This window comes from Shewanella sp. Iso12, from assembly GCF_012030025.1.
Classification (GTDB): Bacteria; Pseudomonadota; Gammaproteobacteria; order Enterobacterales; family Shewanellaceae; genus Shewanella; species Shewanella algae.
Genome location: NZ_JAAUHW010000016.1, coordinates 1 through 20895, shown reverse-complemented (window position 1 = coordinate 20895; position 20895 = coordinate 1). Strand labels below are relative to the sequence as shown.

General features: G+C 46.4%; 21 protein-coding genes. 14 read left to right on the top strand and 7 right to left on the bottom strand.

Features of this window, described 5'->3' with window-relative positions; translation table 11 throughout:
* Positions 1–59 precede the first annotated feature (59 nt).
* On the bottom strand, positions 60–1250 hold the full coding sequence (locus tag HCX89_RS20300; RefSeq protein WP_062793354.1) for an MFS transporter: 1191 nt from the start codon (positions 1248–1250) through the stop codon (positions 60–62).
* A 115-nt stretch (positions 1251–1365) separates the two neighbouring features.
* Here HCX89_RS20300 and HCX89_RS20295 point away from each other — a divergent pair, with 115 nt between their 5' ends.
* From HCX89_RS20295 to lipA, 5 genes are all read left to right on the top strand, one after another.
* Complete coding sequence (locus HCX89_RS20295) at positions 1366–1629, top strand: hypothetical protein (protein ID WP_107005593.1); 264 nt, start codon at positions 1366–1368, stop codon at positions 1627–1629.
* A gap of 140 nt (positions 1630–1769) precedes the next feature.
* Positions 1770–3578 (top strand): aminopeptidase P family protein, encoded by a 1809-nt coding sequence (locus HCX89_RS20290; RefSeq protein WP_107005592.1) that lies wholly within the window; start codon positions 1770–1772, stop codon positions 3576–3578.
* Positions 3579–3713: 135 nt separating this feature from the next.
* The gene (ybeD, locus tag HCX89_RS20285; RefSeq protein ID WP_028781166.1) at positions 3714–3980 is read left to right on the top strand and encodes a DUF493 family protein YbeD; all 267 of its coding nucleotides are present in this window, start codon (positions 3714–3716) and stop codon (positions 3978–3980) included.
* A gap of 137 nt (positions 3981–4117) precedes the next feature.
* Entirely contained in the window at positions 4118–4777 is a 660-nt protein-coding gene (gene lipB, locus HCX89_RS20280) for a lipoyl(octanoyl) transferase LipB (RefSeq protein ID WP_039035899.1), read from the top strand.
* A complete protein-coding gene (lipA, locus tag HCX89_RS20275; RefSeq protein WP_025009861.1) occupies positions 4770–5735 on the top strand; it encodes a lipoyl synthase in 966 nt (321 codons plus the stop codon). Before lipB ends, lipA begins: the two co-directional genes overlap by 8 nt.
* A 151-nt stretch (positions 5736–5886) precedes the next feature.
* Here the strand turns inward: lipA and rimI are convergent, their stop codons facing one another.
* Both rimI and HCX89_RS20265 read right to left on the bottom strand, forming a co-directional pair.
* Complete coding sequence (gene rimI, locus HCX89_RS20270) at positions 5887–6378, bottom strand: ribosomal protein S18-alanine N-acetyltransferase (protein WP_082052765.1); 492 nt, start codon at positions 6376–6378, stop codon at positions 5887–5889.
* A complete protein-coding gene (locus tag HCX89_RS20265; protein WP_167717199.1) occupies positions 6342–6677 on the bottom strand; it encodes a DNA polymerase III subunit psi in 336 nt (111 codons plus the stop codon). The genes rimI and HCX89_RS20265 overlap by 37 nt, the downstream gene beginning before the upstream one ends.
* A gap of 280 nt (positions 6678–6957) precedes the next feature.
* Here HCX89_RS20265 and dpsA point away from each other — a divergent pair, with 280 nt between their 5' ends.
* A complete protein-coding gene (gene dpsA, locus HCX89_RS20260) occupies positions 6958–7428 on the top strand; it encodes a DNA starvation/stationary phase protection protein DpsA (RefSeq protein ID WP_025009858.1) in 471 nt (156 codons plus the stop codon).
* Here the strand turns inward: dpsA and HCX89_RS20255 are convergent, their stop codons facing one another.
* Entirely contained in the window at positions 7429–7899 is a 471-nt protein-coding gene (locus HCX89_RS20255; protein WP_037436671.1) for a hypothetical protein, read from the bottom strand. It abuts the gene before it with no gap.
* Complete coding sequence (locus tag HCX89_RS20250; RefSeq protein WP_144218679.1) at positions 7899–9053, bottom strand: PepSY domain-containing protein; 1155 nt, start codon at positions 9051–9053, stop codon at positions 7899–7901. The genes HCX89_RS20255 and HCX89_RS20250 overlap by 1 nt, the downstream gene beginning before the upstream one ends.
* Before the next feature lie 125 nt (positions 9054–9178).
* On the opposite strand from HCX89_RS20250, the gene HCX89_RS20245 reads away from it, so the two are divergent.
* Positions 9179–11281: a TonB-dependent siderophore receptor gene (locus HCX89_RS20245; RefSeq protein WP_144218677.1), complete on the top strand. Its 2103-nt coding sequence runs from the start codon at positions 9179–9181 to the stop codon at positions 11279–11281.
* A 91-nt stretch (positions 11282–11372) separates the two neighbouring features.
* Positions 11373–11534, top strand: a complete 162-nt coding sequence (locus tag HCX89_RS20240) for a hypothetical protein (RefSeq protein ID WP_167717197.1) — start codon at positions 11373–11375, stop codon at positions 11532–11534.
* A 901-nt stretch (positions 11535–12435) separates the two neighbouring features.
* On the opposite strand, the gene HCX89_RS20235 is transcribed toward HCX89_RS20240, so the two are convergent.
* Both HCX89_RS20235 and HCX89_RS20230 read right to left on the bottom strand, forming a co-directional pair.
* Positions 12436–13524 carry a hypothetical protein gene (locus HCX89_RS20235; RefSeq protein WP_167717196.1) on the bottom strand — a complete coding sequence of 363 codons (1089 nt, stop codon included), beginning with the start codon at positions 13522–13524 and terminating at the stop codon, positions 12436–12438.
* Entirely contained in the window at positions 13517–15154 is a 1638-nt protein-coding gene (locus tag HCX89_RS20230) for an AAA family ATPase (protein WP_167717194.1), read from the bottom strand. The genes HCX89_RS20235 and HCX89_RS20230 overlap by 8 nt, the downstream gene beginning before the upstream one ends.
* Before the next feature lie 913 nt (positions 15155–16067).
* On the opposite strand from HCX89_RS20230, the gene HCX89_RS20225 reads away from it, so the two are divergent.
* The 6 genes from HCX89_RS20225 to HCX89_RS20200 all read left to right on the top strand — a co-directional run.
* Positions 16068–16454: a hypothetical protein gene (locus HCX89_RS20225; RefSeq protein WP_167717192.1), complete on the top strand. Its 387-nt coding sequence runs from the start codon at positions 16068–16070 to the stop codon at positions 16452–16454.
* On the top strand, positions 16447–17610 hold the full coding sequence (locus HCX89_RS20220) for a hypothetical protein (RefSeq protein ID WP_167717191.1): 1164 nt from the start codon (positions 16447–16449) through the stop codon (positions 17608–17610). The genes HCX89_RS20225 and HCX89_RS20220 overlap by 8 nt, the downstream gene beginning before the upstream one ends.
* Before the next feature lie 2 nt (positions 17611–17612).
* Entirely contained in the window at positions 17613–17972 is a 360-nt protein-coding gene (locus HCX89_RS20215) for a hypothetical protein (RefSeq protein ID WP_167717189.1), read from the top strand.
* Positions 17973–18255: 283 nt separating this feature from the next.
* Complete coding sequence (locus tag HCX89_RS20210) at positions 18256–19497, top strand: AAA family ATPase (RefSeq protein WP_167717187.1); 1242 nt, start codon at positions 18256–18258, stop codon at positions 19495–19497.
* Between the two features lie 4 nt (positions 19498–19501).
* The gene (locus HCX89_RS20205; protein WP_167717185.1) at positions 19502–20170 is read left to right on the top strand and encodes an HNH endonuclease; all 669 of its coding nucleotides are present in this window, start codon (positions 19502–19504) and stop codon (positions 20168–20170) included.
* 317 nt (positions 20171–20487) lie between these two features.
* Positions 20488–20895: transposase family protein (locus tag HCX89_RS20200; protein WP_167717183.1), on the top strand; the 408-nt coding region annotated here is incomplete at its 3' end.

Sequence of the window (20895 nt, the reverse complement as noted above, 5' to 3'; positions counted from 1 at the left end):
CCAGAGGCGGTAGACGGCCTAAGATGTTAGCACAGTGCTGCCGGCACCGCACCTAATCATCAAGGTTCTGTTATTTGTAACGCTTTGCTTTTACTTAACTTCCACCATGCTATCAGGATAAGTTGGGTCGCAATGGCGGGAATACAGATCACCAGCAGCAGTTGCCAGCCGAGCTGATAAATGACCCAGCCGGCCCCCAGAGACGCCAATGCTTGAGAGCCAAATACCAGAGAATCGTTGAAAGACTGCACAGTGAATCTCTCTTCGGGGCGATAACAGCCAGGCAGCAGCGAAGTGCCGGCAACAAACAGGAAGTTCCAACCCACACCCAACATCACCAGCGCACTCCAATAGTTGAGCAGATCACGCCCCGCCAGCGCCAGAGCCAAGGTCAGGCAGTAAAGCGCCAGCCCGGCCAACATGATGCGGGTGTGACCCAAGCGGGCTATCAGGTAGCCACTTATCAGCGAGGGCAGATACATGGCAATCACATGACTCTGGATCACCCACTTGGTATCCTCCAGGCTGTGATGCTCTATGTGATGCATATGTACCGGGGTCGCCGTCATGATAAAACTCATCAAGGCGTAGCCTATAACTGCGGCGCCGCAGGCAACCCAGAGTCGGCTTTGACGCAAAATAATTGGCAATGGCCGAATATCCATACTCTCAACCTTGGAGGCTTTGAGCACTGGGCCTTCATCTTGATAAAACAGCAGGCAGGCCAGCGCCAGCACACCGACCAGAGTCACCATCAAAAAGGCCCCAGTGTAGGTTACCGGCAAAATATCCTTGGCCAGCAAGGCAAGTTCTGGCCCGAGGAAGGCGGCGAGTAAACCACCAAGCAACACCCGGCTGGCTGCCTTGGCAGACAGAGTCGGCGCCACTGACTCCATGGCGGCAAAACGGTATTGCTGAATAATGGCGCCGCCGCATCCGAGCAGCAGACCACTGCCACAAAATCCCCAGAACTGGGCATACCAAACACTAAGCGCCGCCATAGCGCCGGCCACACTGGTCAGCAGGGCGCCACCGATAAATACCCGTCGCCGACCCAAACGCTGCATCAAGATATTGATGGGCACAATCGCTACAGCGACTCCGACTACCATCATGGCGATAGGCAGTGTCGACAGCGAGGGAACCGGGCTCAGCTCTGCCCCTATGATGCCTCCGAGCAATACCATGATAGGTGTGGCACTCATGGCAAAGGCCTGCGCCAACATCAACACCCAAACATTTAGCGGCATAAAGGCATCCTTGAATAAAAGTCGAGACAGATAAAAACCTTGAACAGGTCAATAAACATACATAGAGTTAACCTAAGCCAATCAGTTTTAACATTTTCATTCAAGGAAGAACACTGTGGGAAAGCGAAACTGTATCAGAGTGCTACTGCTGACCTTGCTTCTGGGCATGGGGGCAGGCTGCAGCAACCAACCTTACTCCCCTTCTCAGGATCTCTATGACAACGTGGCCGACAATGTCGAGCAGCGCAATAAAAAGCTGGCGCGGGATCAACAACCAAGCGATGACAGAGTACGCAGTGAAGATGTCAGCAAGGGAGTGATGGCAACCCTGGTTAGTTCCTTTTTGGTCGGCATAGCGACTCTGTTTGGCAGCAATTAACTTGGCCCCCTTTACAGCAGTTAAAGTTTTTTCAACATGCCCACCCTTGCGAAGCGACTTCAGGGCTTGCCATAATCCGCTATCACTCATAAAGACAAGGTCGGCCAAGGGTACCCAAGCCGACCATCAGCGGAGCCCCTATGTTGCAATCACAATCGCCCAAGAGCCCCCATATCGCATCACGGCTTAATGCCGTGCGCAGCGAAATGGCCAAACACCAACTCGATGCCTTTATCCAGCCCCGTGCCGACGAGTATCTCGGCGAGTATGTGCCGGCGCACAACGAGCGTTTGCATTGGCTGACCGACTTTACCGGCTCAGCGGGGATGGCGATTGTGATGAAGGACGGCGCCGCCATTTTTACTGATGGTCGCTACACTGTGCAGGTGAGGCAACAGGTGGACTCGACCCTGTTCAGTTATGAGAGCCTGACAGATATGCCCCAGGCACAATGGTTGGCGGAAAAGCTGCCGGCCGGTTGCCGCATTGGCTACGATCCCAGGTTGCATACCCTGGCTTGGCAGCAGGATGCCGAAGCCACGCTGAGTAAGGCGGGTATGGCACTGGTGGCGCTTGACGACAATCCGGTGGATTTGCACTGGCAAGGCAGACCCGTGCCGGAAAACAAGCCCATTATCCTCTTCGATGCCGAGTCTGCCGGCAAGAGCAGCGAACAGAAGCGCAGTGAAATCGGCGCCCTGGTGAAAAAGGCCGGGGCCGATGTAGCGCTGATAGCGGCGCTGGACTCCTTCTGCTGGTTACTCAATATCCGCGGTCAGGACGTGCCCAGGTTGCCCGTGGTACTGGGCTGTGCCCTGCTGGAAGCCAATGGTGAGATGACACTGTTTACCGAGCTTGCCAAATTACCCCAGGGGATTGAAGCCCACGTAGGGGCCGGTGTCAGCTTCCGCGCCGAGTCGGAGCTCGCCGAAGCGTTGCAAGCGCTTGAAGGCAGAAAGCTTTTAGCCGATCCCAATAATGCCAACGCCTTCAGCCAATTACAGGCCAAAGCAGCCGGCGCCAAACTGATCGCCGGACTCGATCCTGTGGCACTGCCCAAGGCCTGTAAAAACAGTGCCGAACTGCAGGGAATGCGGGCCAGCCATATCCGAGACGGCGTTGCCGTAAGCCGTTTCCTGGCTTGGCTGGATGCCGAAGTGGCTGCTGGCCGACTCTATGATGAAGGCACTCTGGCTGATAAGCTCGAGAGCTATCGCCTTGAGGATCCCCTCTACCGCGAGCCAAGCTTTGACACTATTTCCGCCACCGGCGGCAATGCGGCCATGTGCCACTATAACCATCTCAACGGCACTCCGGCCATGATGGAGATGAACAGCATCTATCTGGTGGACTCTGGCGCCCAGTATCTGGACGGCACCACGGACGTTACCCGCACCATAGCCATAGGTGAAGTCAGCGCCGAGCAGAAAAAGATGGTGACCTTGGTGCTCAAGGGGCATATCGCCCTGGATCAGGCCCGCTTCCCACGGGGCACTACGGGACAACAACTGGATGCCTTCGCCCGTCAATACTTGTGGCAGCACGGTTTTGACTACGACCACGGCACGGGCCATGGTGTTGGCCACTTCCTCAGCGTTCATGAAGGCCCACAAAGAATAGGCAAGAACCTCAATGCCATCCCCTTGCTGCCCGGAATGGTGCTTTCCAACGAGCCCGGCTATTACCGTACAGATGCCTTCGGTATCCGTCTGGAAAACCTGGTGGAAGTACGCCCCTGTGAAGCGCTCAAAGGGGCCGAGCGGGAGATATTCGAGTTCGACGCTCTGACTCTGATCCCCATGGATAAACGCTTGATAGACAAGAGTCTGCTTACTGAAGCTGAGCTCAATTGGTTCAATGACTATCACAGCCGCGTTTATCAGACCCTGTCACCGCTGATGAGTGGCGAATCACTGGCCTGGCTCGAACAGGCCACCTCGCCGCTGTAACGCCCAAGGGCGCCGTCAATGGCCGGCGCCCTTTGTCAAACTCTCTGTGCTATTCGCGAGAAGATCCGCCCCTTGAATTGGGATATAATAGCCGCCATATAGCTGTTATTATTTTGCCATGAGAATCTCAATCCCATGATAAGTACCACCTTTGATCAGTATCTGGAGTTTCCAACCTCCTTCCCATTTAAAGTGGTTGGCGATGCCAGCGATACCCTGGCCGACCGCGTAGTCGAAGTCGTCCAGAAGCACGCCCCCGGCGATTACAGCCCCACCACCAAGGCCTCCAGCAAAGGCACCTACATCTCGGTGACCATAAATGTGAGAGTGACCAGCAAGGAACATATCGAAACCTTGTACACTGAACTTGCCGCTATTGAAGGCGTTCGCCGGGTACTCTGATACCTGGCACTCGGCAGAGAAAGTGTGATCTGGATTACATTTTACCTGCCGAAGCGTATAATACCTGCCGGTATCAAAGATTGAGCACAGCTTGATACTGATTGGTATCATCTCAAACAGAGGGGGAGACGTTGCCCTTGCCAGACAATACATTGCATATCCGCCACTTGGGTAACATGGATTATGAGACTGTATGGCATGCCATGCAGCACTATACCGACACCCGTGACGAACACAGCCCAGATGAACTCTGGCTGGTGGAGCATCCACCGGTTTTCACCCAAGGCCAGGCCGGTAAGAGCGAGCATCTGCTCAACACCGGCGATATCCCGGTGATCCAGGTGGATCGCGGTGGTCAGGTAACTTACCATGGCCCGGGGCAGTTGGTCGCCTACCCTCTTATCAACATCAAACGGCGCAAGCTTGGGGTAAGACAGCTGGTTACCGACATAGAACAAAGCCTGGTGGAGCTGCTCAAGCGCTTCGATATTCCGGCCTATGCCAAGTCTGATGCGCCAGGTGTCTATGTCGAGGAGCGTAAAATAGCCTCTTTGGGGCTGAGGATCCGTAAGGGGTGCTCATTCCACGGCTTGGCGCTGAATGTCGACATGGATCTCGCCCCTTTTCGTCGTATCAACCCCTGTGGTTATGCCGGACTCGAAATGGCCCAGTGCAAAGCACTCGGTGGCCCCCAGAGTGTCGAGGAGGCAGGCCAACACCTGATTGAAACTTTTAGCCAGCGTTTGGGCTATGAGCAAACAGTGCATCACCAAGGATTAGCAGAGTCATATGAATAGGCCAGAAAGATTACAGCCCGGCGTGAAATTGCGGGACGCCGAAAAGGTCGCCCGTATCCCGGTCAAAGTTGTGCCATCAGAGCGCGACACCATGCTGCGCAAGCCCGATTGGTTGCGGGTTAAGTTGCCATCTTCCAATCAGCGGATCCTGGATATCAAACAGGCACTGCGTAAAAATGGTTTGCACTCAGTGTGTGAAGAAGCCTCCTGTCCAAACCTGGCCGAGTGCTTCAACCATGGTACAGCCACCTTTATGATCCTCGGCGCCATCTGTACCCGGCGTTGTCCCTTCTGTGACGTAGCCCATGGCCGCCCACTCAAGCCTGACGCCGAGGAGCCTCTCAAGCTGGCACAGACCATCAAGGATATGAAGCTCAAGTATGTGGTGATCACCTCTGTGGATCGTGACGATCTGCGTGACGGCGGCGCCCAGCACTTCGCCGACTGTATCCGTGAGATCCGCAAACTCAACCCTGAGATCAAGATAGAGATATTGGTGCCTGACTTCCGCGGCCGTATCGATCAGGCGCTGGATATTCTGGCGACCGAGCCACCGGATGTATTCAACCACAACCTGGAAACGGCTCCGGCTCACTATCGTAAGGCCCGTCCCGGTGCCAACTATCAGTGGTCATTGGATCTGCTCAAACGCTTTAAAGAGCGCCACCCGGATATCCCGACCAAGTCGGGGATCATGCTCGGACTGGGTGAAAGCAATGAAGAAATTGAACAGGTGCTCAGAGATCTGCGCGCTCACAATGTCAACATGCTGACTCTGGGCCAGTATCTGCAGCCATCCAAGTTCCACTTGCCGGTGGAGCGTTACGTGACTCCCAAGGAATTTGACGACTTCCACAACCTGGCAACCGAACTTGGCTTTACCCACGCCGCCTGTGGCCCGCTGGTTCGCTCAAGCTACCATGCCGACCTTCAGGCCCAGGGGAAAGAGGTCAAATAGACCAAGCCCAAGCACCTAAAGAAACAGCGCCCACAGGCGCTGTTTTTCTATTTAAAGGTACAATGATGGGCCTAAAGATTAGCGACAAAGGCTCTGACATAGCTGCCTCTGTCCATATTAGCCGGGATGAGCGAAAAAGAACCAAGAGAGACTAAGAGGAGTGAAGAGACAACTCCATCAACAGAGCATCTTCCCGGCCCTCTTTGGCCTGATAGTAATCGGCTCTGGAGCCAGTCTCAATAAAGCCCAGGCGCCGGTACAAGGCGATAGCGGCGGCATTACCCACCCTGACTTCCAGCAATAATCTCTCCACTCCAGTCTCTTTAAGCAGCTCGATTGCCGCCTGTAATAATTGCCGCCCCAACCCCTGACCTTGTGCGGCAGGAGCGATACAGATATTCATCAGGGTCGCTTCCTCGAACAAGACCTGCAGCAAGCAAAAGCCTTGAAGCTCCGGTCCTAGATATAACCCCAGAGCCCGGTAAAAACGGCCAAAGCAACTGCCCAGAGTCGCCTCACTCCAGGGAAACTCATGGGCCAGTTGTTCAATTTTCATCATCTCGTCGAGGTCATCGGCCTCCAAGGCTCTGATTGCAATAACCTCTGTCACTTCGCCCCCAACCTGTGCCAAATCTGTTGCCATAGGGCGCGCTTGCCCTCGCTGCCTGACATCAATTGCGCCGGCTGCGATGAATGCAGCCAGGCCCCTTCAACAGGCTCAGGGAACATATTCCATATCACCTCTTGCCCAGCCACAGGCCGATTACCGACGCTGCACTGCCCGGCCTCCAGTCCCAATAACGCCAACACCCTGAGCACCAGAGGATGCTGCAATACGCTCTCGTCAGCATCAGGCACCAACAGCATGAAAGGCACCTGGGAGGGAGAGTCTTGTCTACTGCGCCACAGCTCTATTCCCATGGCGTGCAAATATTTATTCATGGTGATTGCGCTCCGCTTTAACGCAGTTTGAAAATGTCGCCCAAAACCCATAGCCGAGGGACGAACAAGAAGGGCAAAAAATGACTGAAAGAAACCGGCAACAAAGCTTCCAAGTTAAGCGCTTTAGAATACCAGCTTGCTCAGCAACTGTCTGTGACCTGAGAGCAAATCCCCCGACAACCCACTTAAACAAAATCGATTGCAGATATCTACTTTATCCACTTTAACTAATTAGCCTCCGGAGTAATATAGAAAACAGATCATTTACGGAGGTTATATTATGAATATCAATATCGGGATCAACCAAGCCGATCGCCTGGAAATAGCCAACGGTTTGAATCGCTTACTTGCTGACACCTACAGCCTTTATCTTAAGACTCACAGCTTCCACTGGAACGTGACAGGTCCTATGTTCACCAGCCTACACCAACTGTTTGAAGAGCAGTACACCGAATTGGCTGCCGCGGTGGATGTCATAGCAGAGCGGGTCAGAGCCCTGGGTGAAAGAGCCTTGGGATCCTACAGCGCCTACGCCGCTCAGACCGAAATAAAAGAAGACTCAGGCATCACAGATGCCAAACAGATGCTTGAGGAACTGCTGGAAGGCCAGGAGATCATTATTCGCAACGCCCGGGCACTCTACCCTCTGGTGAACCAGGCCAATGACGAAGCAACGGCAGATCTGCTGACCCAGCGTATTCAGCTGCATGAAAAGACCGCCTGGATGCTTCGCAGCTTGTTAGTGCAGTAATTACTGCACTAACACCCAAGCCGACGGCAAAGGCCAATGAGCGACATAACGCCGTCCGTGCCAGTCTTCGAGAGTTAGCCATAACTTATCGGCCGCGCCGAACGCGGCCGGAGCTATGGCGTGTACATGTTGGCCGTGGCGACTTCCGTGCAAGATGCCACTCTCACCTTGCTGCAACACCTCCAGCGCCAGTGGCTCAGGACCAATATTCAGGTATCCCTGGCGAATATCACTCACTTCTCCTGCAATAAACCTCAGGGCAAAGTCCTTCACATATTCACCATGGTGCAGATAAGCCGGCGCCATATCGGCCGGAGTGGCCTCTACCTCAAACGGCCCGGCACTTACTGATGACCAGCTCACTGGTAATTCAGGCGTCAAGGAGCGATAGAGAAACCAGATGGGCAGCAATAACAACACTCCGTTGAGCTTGAATTTATTGCGCTGCCAAAAAGAAAGCCGTTTCTTCATCAATAACTCTCCTGTTGCTCTGCCACTAATGGCACCTCTTGTTGACGCCTGCCAGCCTTGAATATGCGACTGCTCCAGATCATAAATCCTGTGATAGATATCCCACTGAGCAATAAGCCAAACAGGAACCAGATTGTCTTGGTCCAAACGCCAGCCAAAGTGCCGTAATGCAATGGATCGGCAATATGCATCATAGTTTGCAATGTGGTCATGGTTTGCGGTGACTTGCTACTGACGATTACGCCGCTCCAGGGATCCAGTTCCAATCCGTAGGCATACTGGTCATAAAACAGGAAATCGCCACTGCCCTGCAAACGATAGAGATCCCGGTTGTGCTCCGGCAAACTGATATAACTGGGATGAAAGTCGGGAAACTGCTCTTTGGCCTGTAACAGAGCCTGTTTAAGACTCAAAGAGGGCTGAGGTCTGGCTTCGCCCATTGGCACATCGGTGATATCAACCAGAGGCGTGTGGGGCTCGATATCGACATCGGCATGCCACATTATTCCTTGTGCCAGATACCAAAGACCGGTAAGACTCATCAGGACAATAAACCAGATAGACCAGACACCCAGCAGGCGATGCAAATCTGTCACCAGGGTTCTCTTACCTTGGTTGAATCTTAATTTGGGGCTGAAGAAACTACGCCAGAAACGCTTGTATATAACCATCCCGGATATCACAGACCCCAACATCAACAGTGATAAACCACTGACCAGGTAATACCCGACACTAAAACCATTTTGCCAGGGAAACAGCAACCAACCATGCAATGAGCGCATGAATCCTATGAAGGTAATACCACTGTTCACCTCCTGGATCTCTCCGCTGTACTGGTTCACATAAGCGATAGCAAAGGGCTTGTCGACATCGGAGAACACCACAGCATTCACCAGATAAGGCTCAAACAGCATCACATTGCTGACATCGGCATCAGGGTAAGCACGCTGCACATTCTCCACCAACTCGGCAACGCTCTTTTCCGGTAAAGCATCCGGATTCAATGCCCTGGCCGCGGGATTCGTCAGCCAGGTAATCTCATGGCTCAAAACAGCCACTGTCCCGGTCAAACATACGAAGCAGAACAGCAACCAGATAGGCAATGAACACCATCCGTGAAACAGGAACCACATGCGATTACTTATCTTCGGCATAGTTTCTCATGGCTAAAAAATAAAGCTGAATTGTAAATACAATAGAAATCATTATCAATATCGCAATAATAACTACAGAAAAACCAAGTTCAGCTAACACAAGCCATCATATTGAGAGGGGAAATATGCACAGAGTCGTCACTGCCAGCCTGTTGGCGGGCATCAGTCTGGTACCGCAGGCATACGCAAAGGACCAGGAAACCACAACAGACTCAAGCGATATTGAAGTAATACAGATCAAGGGCAGTCGCCTGGACAAGGCTGCCACGGCAACTGGACTGCCACTGACACTCAGGGAAACGCCGCAATCTGTGTCCATCATAGATCAGGAGTTTATTCAGAGTTTCTCTTTGAATAATATTGCCGAGATCATGACCCTTAGCCCAGGGATCTATGCCCAGCAGGCTGAAACCAATCGTTACTTTTTCAATGCCAGAGGCAATCCTATCACCAACTTTCAGTTTGATGGGGTGCCGGTAAACTACAGCAGCTTCTTCAACGATGCGGTTACAGATACCATCATCTTTGACCGAGTGGAGATAGTCCGTGGTGCCACAGGGCTCCTGACTGGTGCTGGTGAACCCTCGGCCGCCATCAACCTGATCCGCAAACGCCCCAAGGCCTATCCATCAGGTTATCTGAGTGCCAAGCTAGGCTCCTGGAATAGTTATCGAGTCGAGGGTGACGGCTCATTTGATCTGGACCAGGATGGTAAGTACCAGGCGCGGGTTGCTGCAGCCTACGAGGATAAAGAAAGCTACGTTAATCTCTCGGAAGAGCAAAATCTACAACTCTATGCTGTGTTCAGCGCCGCTCTCAGTGACCAAACCAAACTGTTGATCGGAGCCGATCATAGTAAACGCGATCCCAAAGGCTCAACTTGGGGTGGGTTACCACTGTTTTATGCCGATGGGAGCCTGGCAGACGATCTGTCCACCTCCAGTACCACTGCCGCATCCTGGTCCCGTTGGGAACGGGAAGGCACCAATGTTTTTGCTTCAGTTGAGCACAGCTTCGATAGCGACTGGGATCTGAGAATCGACTTGGAGCACAGAGAAGATGAAATGGATGGCCATCTGCTGTACTTGTCCGGTTATCCCGATAAAACAACCGGCCTAGGAATGGGGGCTCTTCCCATGATTTACCAATCCTGGCGCGATCAAGATGCAGCCAGGCTGTTTGTTTCGGGTCCCTTCGAACTCTTTGGCCGTAGCCACAGGTTAACTGCGGGTCTGCTCTACTCCAAGCAGGAAGTGGACGCTGATTCATATTACAGCAGCGACACTCTGCAAGTGGGTAATTTCTTTGAGTGGGATGGCAGCATCAAAGAACCCACCTACACACAAACTCCCCAGCGCAGCGAATCGACCGAAACCCAGCAGGGTGCCTATCTGGCCAGCCAATTATCTCTGCATGACGATGTCACTCTTATCTTGGGTGCCAGGTTGAGTAAATATGAAATGGAGGTAAACCAGGACAACAAGGATTATAAACATGATGATGTTTTCACGCCTTACGCCGGACTGGTATACAAGCTCAACGATACCCTGTCGCTTTACGCCAGCTATACCGAAATCTTTCAACCCCAGAATGCCAAAGACGTTAATAACCAGTACCTGGATCCCGTCACAGGCGACAACATAGAGTTGGGGGCCAAGGGGGACTTCTTTAATGAAGCGCTGACGGCAAGCCTGGCGGTATTCAAGGTGCAAAAAGATAATGTCGCCGAAGCCGATCCCGGGCAACCACCGCTACCGGATGGCAGCTTCCCTCAACGAGCGGTGAAAGGCACCAACAATAAAGGTTTTGAATTGGAGCTTAGCGGCACCCCCAGCAACGACTTGGACGTGTTCTTCAGCTATACCTATAGCGAATCAGAAAAGGCCGATGGCAGCCCCTTCGGGACTCATTTGCCCAAGCATCTGCTGCGTATTTCCAGCCTGTATCACTTCGACGGGGCGCTGAGCGATCTGACTCTGGGAGGCAACATCAGCTGGCAAAGTAAAACCTACAAAGACCAGGTAGGCCCTAACAAAGCTTCTTCCAGACAGGATAGCTATTTCCTGGCTAATCTGATGGCCAGCTATCAAATACAGGACAATCTAGTTGCCAGGTTAAATGTCCGGAACCTGTTCGACAAGAAGTATTATTCCAGCATCGACTTTTACAACCAGGGTTTCTTTGGTGAACCGAGAAGCCTGGAGCTGAGTATCAACTACACCTGGTAATCCCTGCTTGCTCATGGTTCAGTAAGTAAAGTGGTAGCTCAAACAGCAGCCTGTAGGGCTGCTGTTTTTTTATATCGAGAACAGAGAAACTTTGAATGCAGCCATAAAGAAAAACGGCCCGCATATTGCTATGCAGGCCGTCTGGAATGTGGCAGGGGTGGCAGGACTCGAACCCGCAACCGTCGGTTTTGGAGTGAGTTATTTAAATCATAAAAATCAATTGGATAAGATTTCCCTTAGAAAATCAAACTAGAAAAAACATCGAATAAACACATGATTTTTAATGCTTTACATTACTAATTTCTAACTATTTTAATCACAAAAAAAGGATACCTATTCGCACTCACTTAGCTCACAGACTCTTATAAGATTAGACGGCTAACCACAATATGCTCTTCACAGAACCTATTACTCATTTTTGATCACAAGTATGACTCTGAGCGTGTGTAACCCAAACTGTTTAAACTCCCTGCACTAAGAGCATACAGATATGAGAAAAAGTTTGGTAACGTCTAAGCCCTGAAATACGATAGTCGTTTGTATGGATAATTAATCCTGATTTTGGATAAATTAAGGCTTTGGCTGCCACCAGGAAGGTTTACGCAACAGAGGTGGACACTAAAACAGTTACCTTGGTCACTGTTCAGTACTATTAAACCCCTTAGATGACGTATGACTCTTGGTTAATGCGTCGTCGTATCTTCCTTTATCCAGCTCAGCCATGCGGACTGCATCCAGTGTATATGTCAATCAAAGGGCTAAGGTTACCGTAAACATAGGAGTTAAGTCACTGTGGCTCAGCCCTTTTGGTTTTTTTGGTTTAAGGGTTCCGGCTGCGCGAGTGTCTTCTCCAGCAGCGGGCGGCCTGTGTTCACGGGCAATGGTAGTAGCAATTCTAACCAAGTTCGGCGATGGTCATAGTTTTTACCCTTAAAACTATCACGGCAGCATAAAAATGCACGTCGAACCACACGGCTACAGTAATAGCAATAGGCTGTGTCTACAAGACTTATCTTGGTTCTACGAGGACGCGGCATAGAAACCTCCTTGTTCAATGCTTAACCAAAGCATAGTAGGAGATTAACTAGCGCTCGATCAAGGATGGAGTATCTAATTTCTACTACACATCCTCTTTTCGATTAATATCATCGCTCTTAATCATCGAGCAGAGGGAAAGCAATATCCAAAAAATCTAAACTAAACTTTGCTCTACGTACATCTAAAATCCTTCTTCTAGATTTAGGGACGTACTGCTCGTTAACACCATAAATCAGGTCATCTAGTTCTTCTTTAGGAGCATAGCTATATTTAATCATCGTATCCAAAATATCATTTACGTGCTTAAGTTTACTTTTATATCTTCTCTTGATTTGTAAGTCATCTGCTGTTTTATCATTGAGCCTGCTAGAATGCCCCTTTAAACTGACTTCCACCTTTGTTAACTTAGAAAGCCCAATGCGAAAAGAAGTTGCCAACTCACACTCGTCAAACTTAAATATATAATGTTCATCGAACGAATCGAGATATGGATTAATGTGCGTGTTAATATTGAATTTCTTCACCCCTCTAAACCTTGAATTACATAAACCACAACATGGTATAAGATTGTAAAACGATAGAGCGAAAAATGGGTAGTTACTTTTCAAATAAAAATGATCTAGGTCAAAGAGCAATTTCCCATCCGCATTCACATATGACTTTGATGCCAAAGGCTTTTCAGCTGAAATAACACTCAATTCTGATTCATTGCAATAAAAACAATATTTACCTTCCAATTGTAACCCTTTATAAAAATTCACGCAGGCATCACTCCCCCTGAACGAATCGTAGAAGAAAACTTTTTTCAACAACAAATAACCTAAACCTACAGACTTTAACTTCCCATTATCCACTTTAGTAATATCGGATACATTTATAATATTAAATATATTTCCTAGTATACCAGGAAATTCGTTAGGTTTAGCTTTAACTATTCCTTCTAATTTTTCGAAATCATCTTCTACGAGGTATTCCAGAAAGTCTATATGCCTTCTATTTCTAGCTCTATCATCTAATGCTGCCGTTGCTAAATACTTGTCATTTTTATATTCCGAAAGTAAATCTAAAGCCCTTTGACATAATGAATATTTTTTTAGCTCCCCATTGACTTTTTTAGGATTAACTATATCCCAATATTCATCAACTTTTTCATTTAAATAACCTGTCGGGTTTCCCATTGGAATACTATCGGAAAATTTAATCATTTCCAAGCATCCTTTTTAACTGATTTCTTAATAGGCGATCGCCAATCAAATTTATAAAACCAGTTATTTTTTCAATATCAAAGTTACTTAAATCGTTCCTAGATATTCTATCAATAACTTTATCTATATGCTCATCAGCCAAAGAACCAAATCTTTTTTCATTTAAAAAAAAGGCATTACTATAAATATCATATAGATTAGCCCCAAATGTCTTTAAAGGATTTTCATTCTTATCAACAATCTTCCCTTCATGTAATATTATCACGTTATCTCTAGGTAAATCTGTCAATAAGAATGGTGAATGAGAAGTTAAAACCAGTTGGATATAAGCATTAAAAAATTTAGGTAATAAATTGTTTATGTTTCTTAGAAAATCAATCTGCCAAGCAGGATGAAGGTAAAGATCCCCCTCATCTATGCATACTAGAGTATCATTTCTTGTTCCTTTTAATTTGTCATGCAAAACAGAAAAAAGTGTCAGATATGCTTTTGAACCAGAACTAATACCGATCCAACTGATACGAATATACCTTTCATTACTAAATGCTCTACTTAAATTCTTTATTTGTTCAATCTTATGAGCATCAAAATTAATTTTAAAGGATAAAACGCCTATACTTACTCTACCTTCTTCCAATAGTGTGGAAGATAATTTTTCCATATTCTGCTCCAGCATATCTATTGCTTTTATTTTATCTATTACGCTTTGAGCACTTTCTTTGTTATAACTATTATTAACTTTAGCCAACACTTGAAAATTTATTAACTCCGCGGCTATCTTTAGTGCTTTCTTTAAATATAAATCTGTCGATTCTTTTTCTTCCACCTTCAATGAAATAGAAGTCATATCATCTAGAATAAATAACTCTACAATTCGAATGACATCTAACAGAACGATATACCTGAGAGAAGAAAGAAATTTATTCTCCACATTAACTATATCATTAATTCTTTTTCTTAAATTTCGAAACAACTCACCAAACTCATTATCAAACCTGTACGACTGACTGTAAAGATTTATTTCAATCAACATATCTTTTGGCATATCAATACCAATCTCGCCCTTTAAAATATCTCTATATTTTTGGATAAGATCAATTTGCGCAGATATTAGATCAAATGTATTCCCAACTTTCCCCTTCAACCTTTGATAACCATACCCATTATTCGCGGTAACATTAACCACATCGTGGCTGAATTCGTACTTGCGATTATCATAAATATTAGAGAAAAAAATCGTATTTAGCCCTTTTACTTTTCTATCATACTTTTCCAACTTGAAGTTAAAATTAGCATCTAGTTGACTATTACCACTGTCATTTTTATAAACGATATAACCTTCATCATTTTTGATAACTGCAATAAAGTTTGTATTAAATTGTTTAATTGATCCTTGTAATACTGTACAAATAAGTTCTAAACAATTACTTTTTCCAGTTCCATTCTTACCTATAATTGCAGTGACATCTCTAATCCTGCTATCAAATAGTTCCTTGAAGACATTATTATTTTCTTTCTTACAAATTTTGTTTATTGCTGAGTCATAGCTGAACTCTTCATCACTAGATAAATTTAAAGAAAAGTCATTAAAACCTTTGTACTCATCAACCCATATAAAACATAACTTCATACAAAAACCACTCAAATAAAATCATAAAAAATAATACTATAATTCACAAAGCGTTACCAACTAGTTACTTACTAACTAGCTGAACCTAATAGTGCTACATTTCTGCCTTTGGCCTTTTCCCTCACAGCAAATCAAACATCGAGTGAAAGACTTACTGTTCAATACCTTAGACAGATACCTAGGATGAGATCCTAGTGAATCGCCACTATTACCATAGTCACCATAGTCACCATAGTCACCATAGTCACCATAGTCATCGTAGCCACCGTAGCCACCGTAGCCACCGTAGCCACTTGGTAGCATTACAAAAATTTGGCCAACAAGTTCGAAGTGATTCAACAGGTATCGTTGGGATGAAATTCATTATGAGGCATAATTTTCTTCGTCTACAAGTTGGCTCATTCTATTTTGATACATAAGCATTAAAAATTATCAGTTTAGGCCAACAGTGCAACGTTCCCATAGACCTCCTAGTTAACCGTGCAACGGCCCCACATACGCTCTCAGACCAACGAAAAAGTCCGCATACAAGTGATTTGGTCTTCATTTTGTTCAGTAAACGCCCCCAATTGGGCTTTGGGTAGTCCCTATCGTGCAGCCATCCCATAGGTTTAAGGGGTTAATCGTGCAGCCAACCAATATATCCAAGGCTTAAACGTGCAATGTTCCCACATATGCCCTTGCAGTGGCGTTACATGTCACATTTTACATTCGTGACATGTAACGAAACATAAATATCTTTTTAAATTCATTTAGATACGTTCAACCAGTAACACCAACCTAAGTCAAAATCTGGAAATTTCCTTCTGACTCTACAGACAAGACATTTGTCCAAATTGGGCAGTTTGGCGTGCCAATCTCGGCAATTATCAGCGGGATAATGGCTCCGTTCACTAAGCACGGAGTTATTTTTATGAAGTTAAATGGCATTGAGCTGCTCCACCTAGCTGTAGCACATGAGCTAAGAGAAGTTTGGGTCGTCAGGTTAGACCCACCCGATCAGCCCGGCAATCGGGGGCCAGATGGTGACCTGCTCTGGCCGGAGGTTTTGCTGTGCAAGAGTTCTGACGATGCAACTCATTTGGCTGAGTACCTAAGCAAAACAGCCTTTGATGATTTTTCTGATTTTATGGCCGCAGAAGAAGATGGGGAAATCCATTCAGTACCTCAGGATGCAGATCAGTACATAGTTGCGCTCTGTAAAAGCATTCAAAGGTACAGATACGCATGGTTGGTAGAGCCGAGTATCAATAGCATCTCACAAATCACCTTGCTCAAGGAGGCTTTTCAACATGATTAAAAAGTCATTGAGTTTGCTGACCTTTGCATTAATTGCATACTCAAACATTACACTTGCTCAGGAAAGCGCCACTGTGGGTCAAAAATCCTCACAGGAAAAGCGCACCCAAAAAGAAACCACGCTGAACGATGAGACCAGCATGGAGTTACAACGCCAAAAAGGAGAAGAAGCAAGAAAAGGTGAGGAAAAAAGAGACACGACTTCTACGTCAATTCGAGATGCGAACGAAACATCATCTAGGCAGCAATATCAAAAGGCTAACCGTCTTTCAGTCAAAACAGCCCCACTTTCTATTCTTGTAGAGCTATTTGCCTATGTCGAAAAAGGCAAATCTGCAAGAGGGAAAACTGCAAACGTCATCAGAAATTGTTCGCTCATTACGAACCCACAAGCGCCACAATTTCCAGAGCTAGAACCCAAGCCCTTAGTTACAAGCGTTCAGGCCTGCATGGCCTGGAACAAAGAAAAAACACTGGGACAATGCCAAGTTGAGTTACAGCAGGCAGCTTTCAACTGGGCGACCACTGGCATGCCTTCATCTATAAGAGTTCCATCTGAGCAACTGAAAAGAGAGGGCGTCTGCTGGGCGACATACGGCCTTGTAGCAGAAGCAACACTGGATGAAATATCAAATGGGATTTCGGTCAACGGAAGTGACAAGTCCGCGATAAAAATGGCGCTTGCCAAGGCGATGAGTAAACAGCTCATACGTAATGACTTGCCAGAAAAAGCCTTGAAGATAGTAGATAGGCAATTTGGAAGGAACTGCGCAGTGCCATCGACACGAGGATATCAGTATGAAGGAAAATACGAATGGTCATGCGGTTCTTTCTCTGCTGATCCAAAGAACCTGTCAGCTTCAATCGGCGAGTTCATTGTCTTTGGCCGAGGGAACTCACTCTTTGGAGAGTCATGGGAGCTGGAGACATCATTAAATCACGACACTCTTTTTTCGTTATCGACTACCAGAACTAACTCAAAAGAAGCATCGACGTCTAATGCTCAGTATGCAAGCACCGACAATCGTTCATCCAAATCCCGGAACCTTTCAATGAGAACGTCTGAACGATTACAAACTGAGGAAGCATCCAATCTCAGCAACTCCACGGAGACAAGTTTCACTGTGTCTCAGCCAGGCATAAAAGGGGGTAATTAAAAATGAAATCTGTACTGTATGGCATCATCATTGCCTGCCCAATCACAGCCATTGTGATCTACTTTGCCTTAACTGGTAGGCAGGAAGTTCTTATCCAACAAAAAACACATGAAGTTCAGCAACAAATCCGCTCGGAAGAGTTTCATCGTGACTTCTCTAAGGCTTGGGCTGAGTTTGATCTACCCAACCAGCATGATAAGGCCCTCCTCTCCTCGGAAAACGCTGAACGGAACGAGCGAATCAAGCAGCTCAAAAAACTGCGCGCTCAGTTGGAAGCGGCTAACGGTGAGTCAATGGATGACCTCAAAGGAGACTTAGCTGAGATGAGAAAAGCATTGAAGGAAGCAGAGCAAGAAAAATAGAGGTTGCGGTAACTCATACTCGATCATACACATCCGCAGGTTAGCCACGACTAGATCGTAATGTCGAACTGCCGGTACCGTAACTCACTGTTGGACAAAAACGTGCCGGCGAATTCGCGAAATTAGTATGCGACAGATTACTTTAATTATGGAAAATTTACGTTGTAGGGTGTCCATGCAAGGCTCAGACGAAGCTAATGTGAGCACATCTTGTAGAAACTAAACTTCATGCCTCCTAGTTTTTTGGTATACAATCGGGTCTGTATCACTTGGGGGTAACATTATGTCTGGCTATCTAACTAAAATTAAAACTAAAATTCCATATTCTGATAAGGAAGTAGACATCAACGTCGATGGTAAAACGCTGATCTTAACTGGCGGAAATGGTTGCGGTAAGACCCAGCTACTTAACTATCTTCACGAAAAATTACATGACCGAGTAATAAAGAAATATAACTATAGTTTAAGACAACTAGAAAACCAAAAATCACACAACAAGATGATGATTGAGAATACTGGTCCTGCGAACAATGGTTACGACCACTATGTGAGCGCATTACAAGATACTCTTCAGAAAATAGAAGAATTCAAGAAACCACCAGTAACATTATCTGATCTGGAGGAGTTTGTTTTAAAGCACAAAGATTTTAAAGCGCTCCTTCTTCTTTTCGAAGCGGGAAGAAAGTCAGACATTTTGAAGCCATCGTCAGTTTCATCATTGAGTAGCCTTAAAGAAAAAGATCGATTATCTACAAGTTCAAATCAAAGGAAAACTTCATCATGCCTATTTGAAGAGTTCCTTGTTACAAGTATCGCCAATCAAGCATTTTCTGAGTCCAAGAAAATTAATAATGACCCAATAGAAGCAGAGCGCATTGATAAATGGTTTAAGAAACTAGAGGCTGACTTACAGAACCTATTTGAAGATGAGAAACTTAGACTAGTTTTCCAATCAGATTCACTCTCTTTTGAGATACATCAGCCACACAAAGAACCCTACACATTTCAAAGCTTGTCATCTGGGTTTTCTTCAATCATGGCAGTCTATGCTGATTTAATTACAAAAGTGTCATTACGTTTAATAGATCCAGATGACCTAATGGGAATAGTTTTAATTGACGAGATCGACGCTCACCTTCATGTATCAATACAGAAAAAAATCCTAGCTTTCCTTAAAAAGGCATTTCCGAAAGTTCAGTTTATCGTGACTACACATTCACCTTTTGTAGTGTCATCTGTAAATGATGCTGTAATTTACGACCTGTCAAAACTCGAGCAAGTCGAAGATCTATCTATGTATTCTTATGAGGCTGTTCTAGAGGGCTTATTTGGTGTTCTTCCAATTTCTAGTTTACTTCAACAAAATATTGAAACATTAGCCAAGCTACTTGAAAAACATCCCATTGATATTGAACAGGTTCAATCACTATTAGAGAAATTGCCTGAGAATGAAGATTCACTGGACTCTGAATCGCTTTACTTTGTTAATTCCGCAAAGCTAGCAATCAATAAAGCAAAGAGGTAGTAGCATGTTCAATGTAGTTAGAAATGAACCAGCTCCTGCATCACTAGCAAGCGGGAAAAAGTATGACTCCGAAGATGTTTGGGAGGCCTTAAAAAAGGTATTTCACAAGAAATGCTATATCTGTGAAACATTTGAGCCGCAAGATATTAATGTAGAGCATTTCGTTCCACATGAAGGTGATGAAAACTTAAAGTATGACTGGGCGAATTTATACTTTTCATGTGGTCGCTGCAACAATATCAAACTCGCTAAGTATGATGGCCTTTTAGATTGCTGTGACCCTACTGTTGATGTTGTTCGCGCAATAAAACACCTTCCCCCATCAACTCCATATGCGAAGAAACTTCATATTAAAGCTCAAGCCGCTGATGCCAAGACTATATTAACTACGGAGTTGTTAGATAAAGTATTCAACAGTGAACATACTCCAAATAAAGCGGTTTCTTCTGCATTTCTAAGAAAAAGAGTCTTTGAGCAATATAACCTACTTTTGTCGCAATTGAACAATTACTACAAACCAATGGCGTTACAGGAAGAAAAGGATGATGCAGCCGCACGTATCAAACTTCTCCTAAAACCATCTTCTCCGTACAGTGCATTCATAAGTTGGTGCATTATGGACGATGAGGAGTTAGGACCAATACTTCATGATTTTATAGGTGGGACTGAATGAACAGCGAACAAAGGGCTGAATTAATCTCAGCCATATTATATTTAGATTTGGACAACTTCTCATAGGGATAATCGAGAGTAGAAAAATTGAAAGCGTTTGTAGTCTAAATGACTTTGAGGCTGAACCGATTTAGGGAAACCAGTCAAATCTAGTCACATCGGGGAAACGAAACTGACAAATTGCATTCAGACTAATACAATTCCAAGAGGCCAATAAAAAAGGTTCATCGCAGATTAGCGTGGACTGGAAATGAAAACGGTTGGAGAGTTATTGTTTAGTCGCCAAACCAAAACAATGACCAACCCCAACCGTTCTCAATGTCGAATATTACCTTTCCCATTGCGCTCTGGGAAGGCTTTGAAGCCGTCCATACCGAGCAAAATCAACAAACCCTCATCATCCACCTAAAGCCGATTGATAACGGCTACTGTGCTTGCGGCAAACCGGCTAAGGCCGTTCACGACGCTTCACTTCGCAGCGTATCGGAACGAACCATACTGGCGTTTCAGGTTCAGTTACGGCTACCCGTCCGCCGTATTCTTTGCCCCGATTGCGGTATCGTTCGGGAACATATCAGCTGGTTAAAGCCCTATGCTCGCCAGACCACACTGCTCATTGAGCATGTCGAGGCGCTACTCAAGCTCTTGCCGATTAAACATATTTCGCAACTCATTGGCCTGCACTGGCATACCATCAAGACTATCGACAAACGTCGGCTGGCAAGA

Coding starts and splice junctions, on each gene's coding strand:
- HCX89_RS20235 (WP_167717196.1), bottom strand. CDS start 13,524: ATGATTAAATTTTCCGATAGTATTCCAATGGGAAACCCGACAGGTTAT.
- HCX89_RS20300 (WP_062793354.1), bottom strand. CDS start 1,250: ATGCCGCTAAATGTTTGGGTGTTGATGTTGGCGCAGGCCTTTGCCATG.
- HCX89_RS20265 (WP_167717199.1), bottom strand. CDS start 6,677: ATGAATAAATATTTGCACGCCATGGGAATAGAGCTGTGGCGCAGTAGA.
- HCX89_RS20220 (WP_167717191.1), top strand. CDS start 16,447: ATGATTAAAAAGTCATTGAGTTTGCTGACCTTTGCATTAATTGCATAC.
- dpsA (WP_025009858.1), top strand. CDS start 6,958: ATGAATATCAATATCGGGATCAACCAAGCCGATCGCCTGGAAATAGCC.
- HCX89_RS20230 (WP_167717194.1), bottom strand. CDS start 15,154: ATGAAGTTATGTTTTATATGGGTTGATGAGTACAAAGGTTTTAATGAC.
- HCX89_RS20210 (WP_167717187.1), top strand. CDS start 18,256: ATGTCTGGCTATCTAACTAAAATTAAAACTAAAATTCCATATTCTGAT.
- rimI (WP_082052765.1), bottom strand. CDS start 6,378: ATGGCAACAGATTTGGCACAGGTTGGGGGCGAAGTGACAGAGGTTATT.
- lipA (WP_025009861.1), top strand. CDS start 4,770: ATGAATAGGCCAGAAAGATTACAGCCCGGCGTGAAATTGCGGGACGCC.
- HCX89_RS20205 (WP_167717185.1), top strand. CDS start 19,502: ATGTTCAATGTAGTTAGAAATGAACCAGCTCCTGCATCACTAGCAAGC.
- HCX89_RS20245 (WP_144218677.1), top strand. CDS start 9,179: ATGCACAGAGTCGTCACTGCCAGCCTGTTGGCGGGCATCAGTCTGGTA.
- HCX89_RS20250 (WP_144218679.1), bottom strand. CDS start 9,053: ATGCCGAAGATAAGTAATCGCATGTGGTTCCTGTTTCACGGATGGTGT.
- HCX89_RS20225 (WP_167717192.1), top strand. CDS start 16,068: ATGAAGTTAAATGGCATTGAGCTGCTCCACCTAGCTGTAGCACATGAG.
- HCX89_RS20215 (WP_167717189.1), top strand. CDS start 17,613: ATGAAATCTGTACTGTATGGCATCATCATTGCCTGCCCAATCACAGCC.
- HCX89_RS20290 (WP_107005592.1), top strand. CDS start 1,770: ATGTTGCAATCACAATCGCCCAAGAGCCCCCATATCGCATCACGGCTT.
- HCX89_RS20255 (WP_037436671.1), bottom strand. CDS start 7,899: ATGAAGAAACGGCTTTCTTTTTGGCAGCGCAATAAATTCAAGCTCAAC.
- ybeD (WP_028781166.1), top strand. CDS start 3,714: ATGATAAGTACCACCTTTGATCAGTATCTGGAGTTTCCAACCTCCTTC.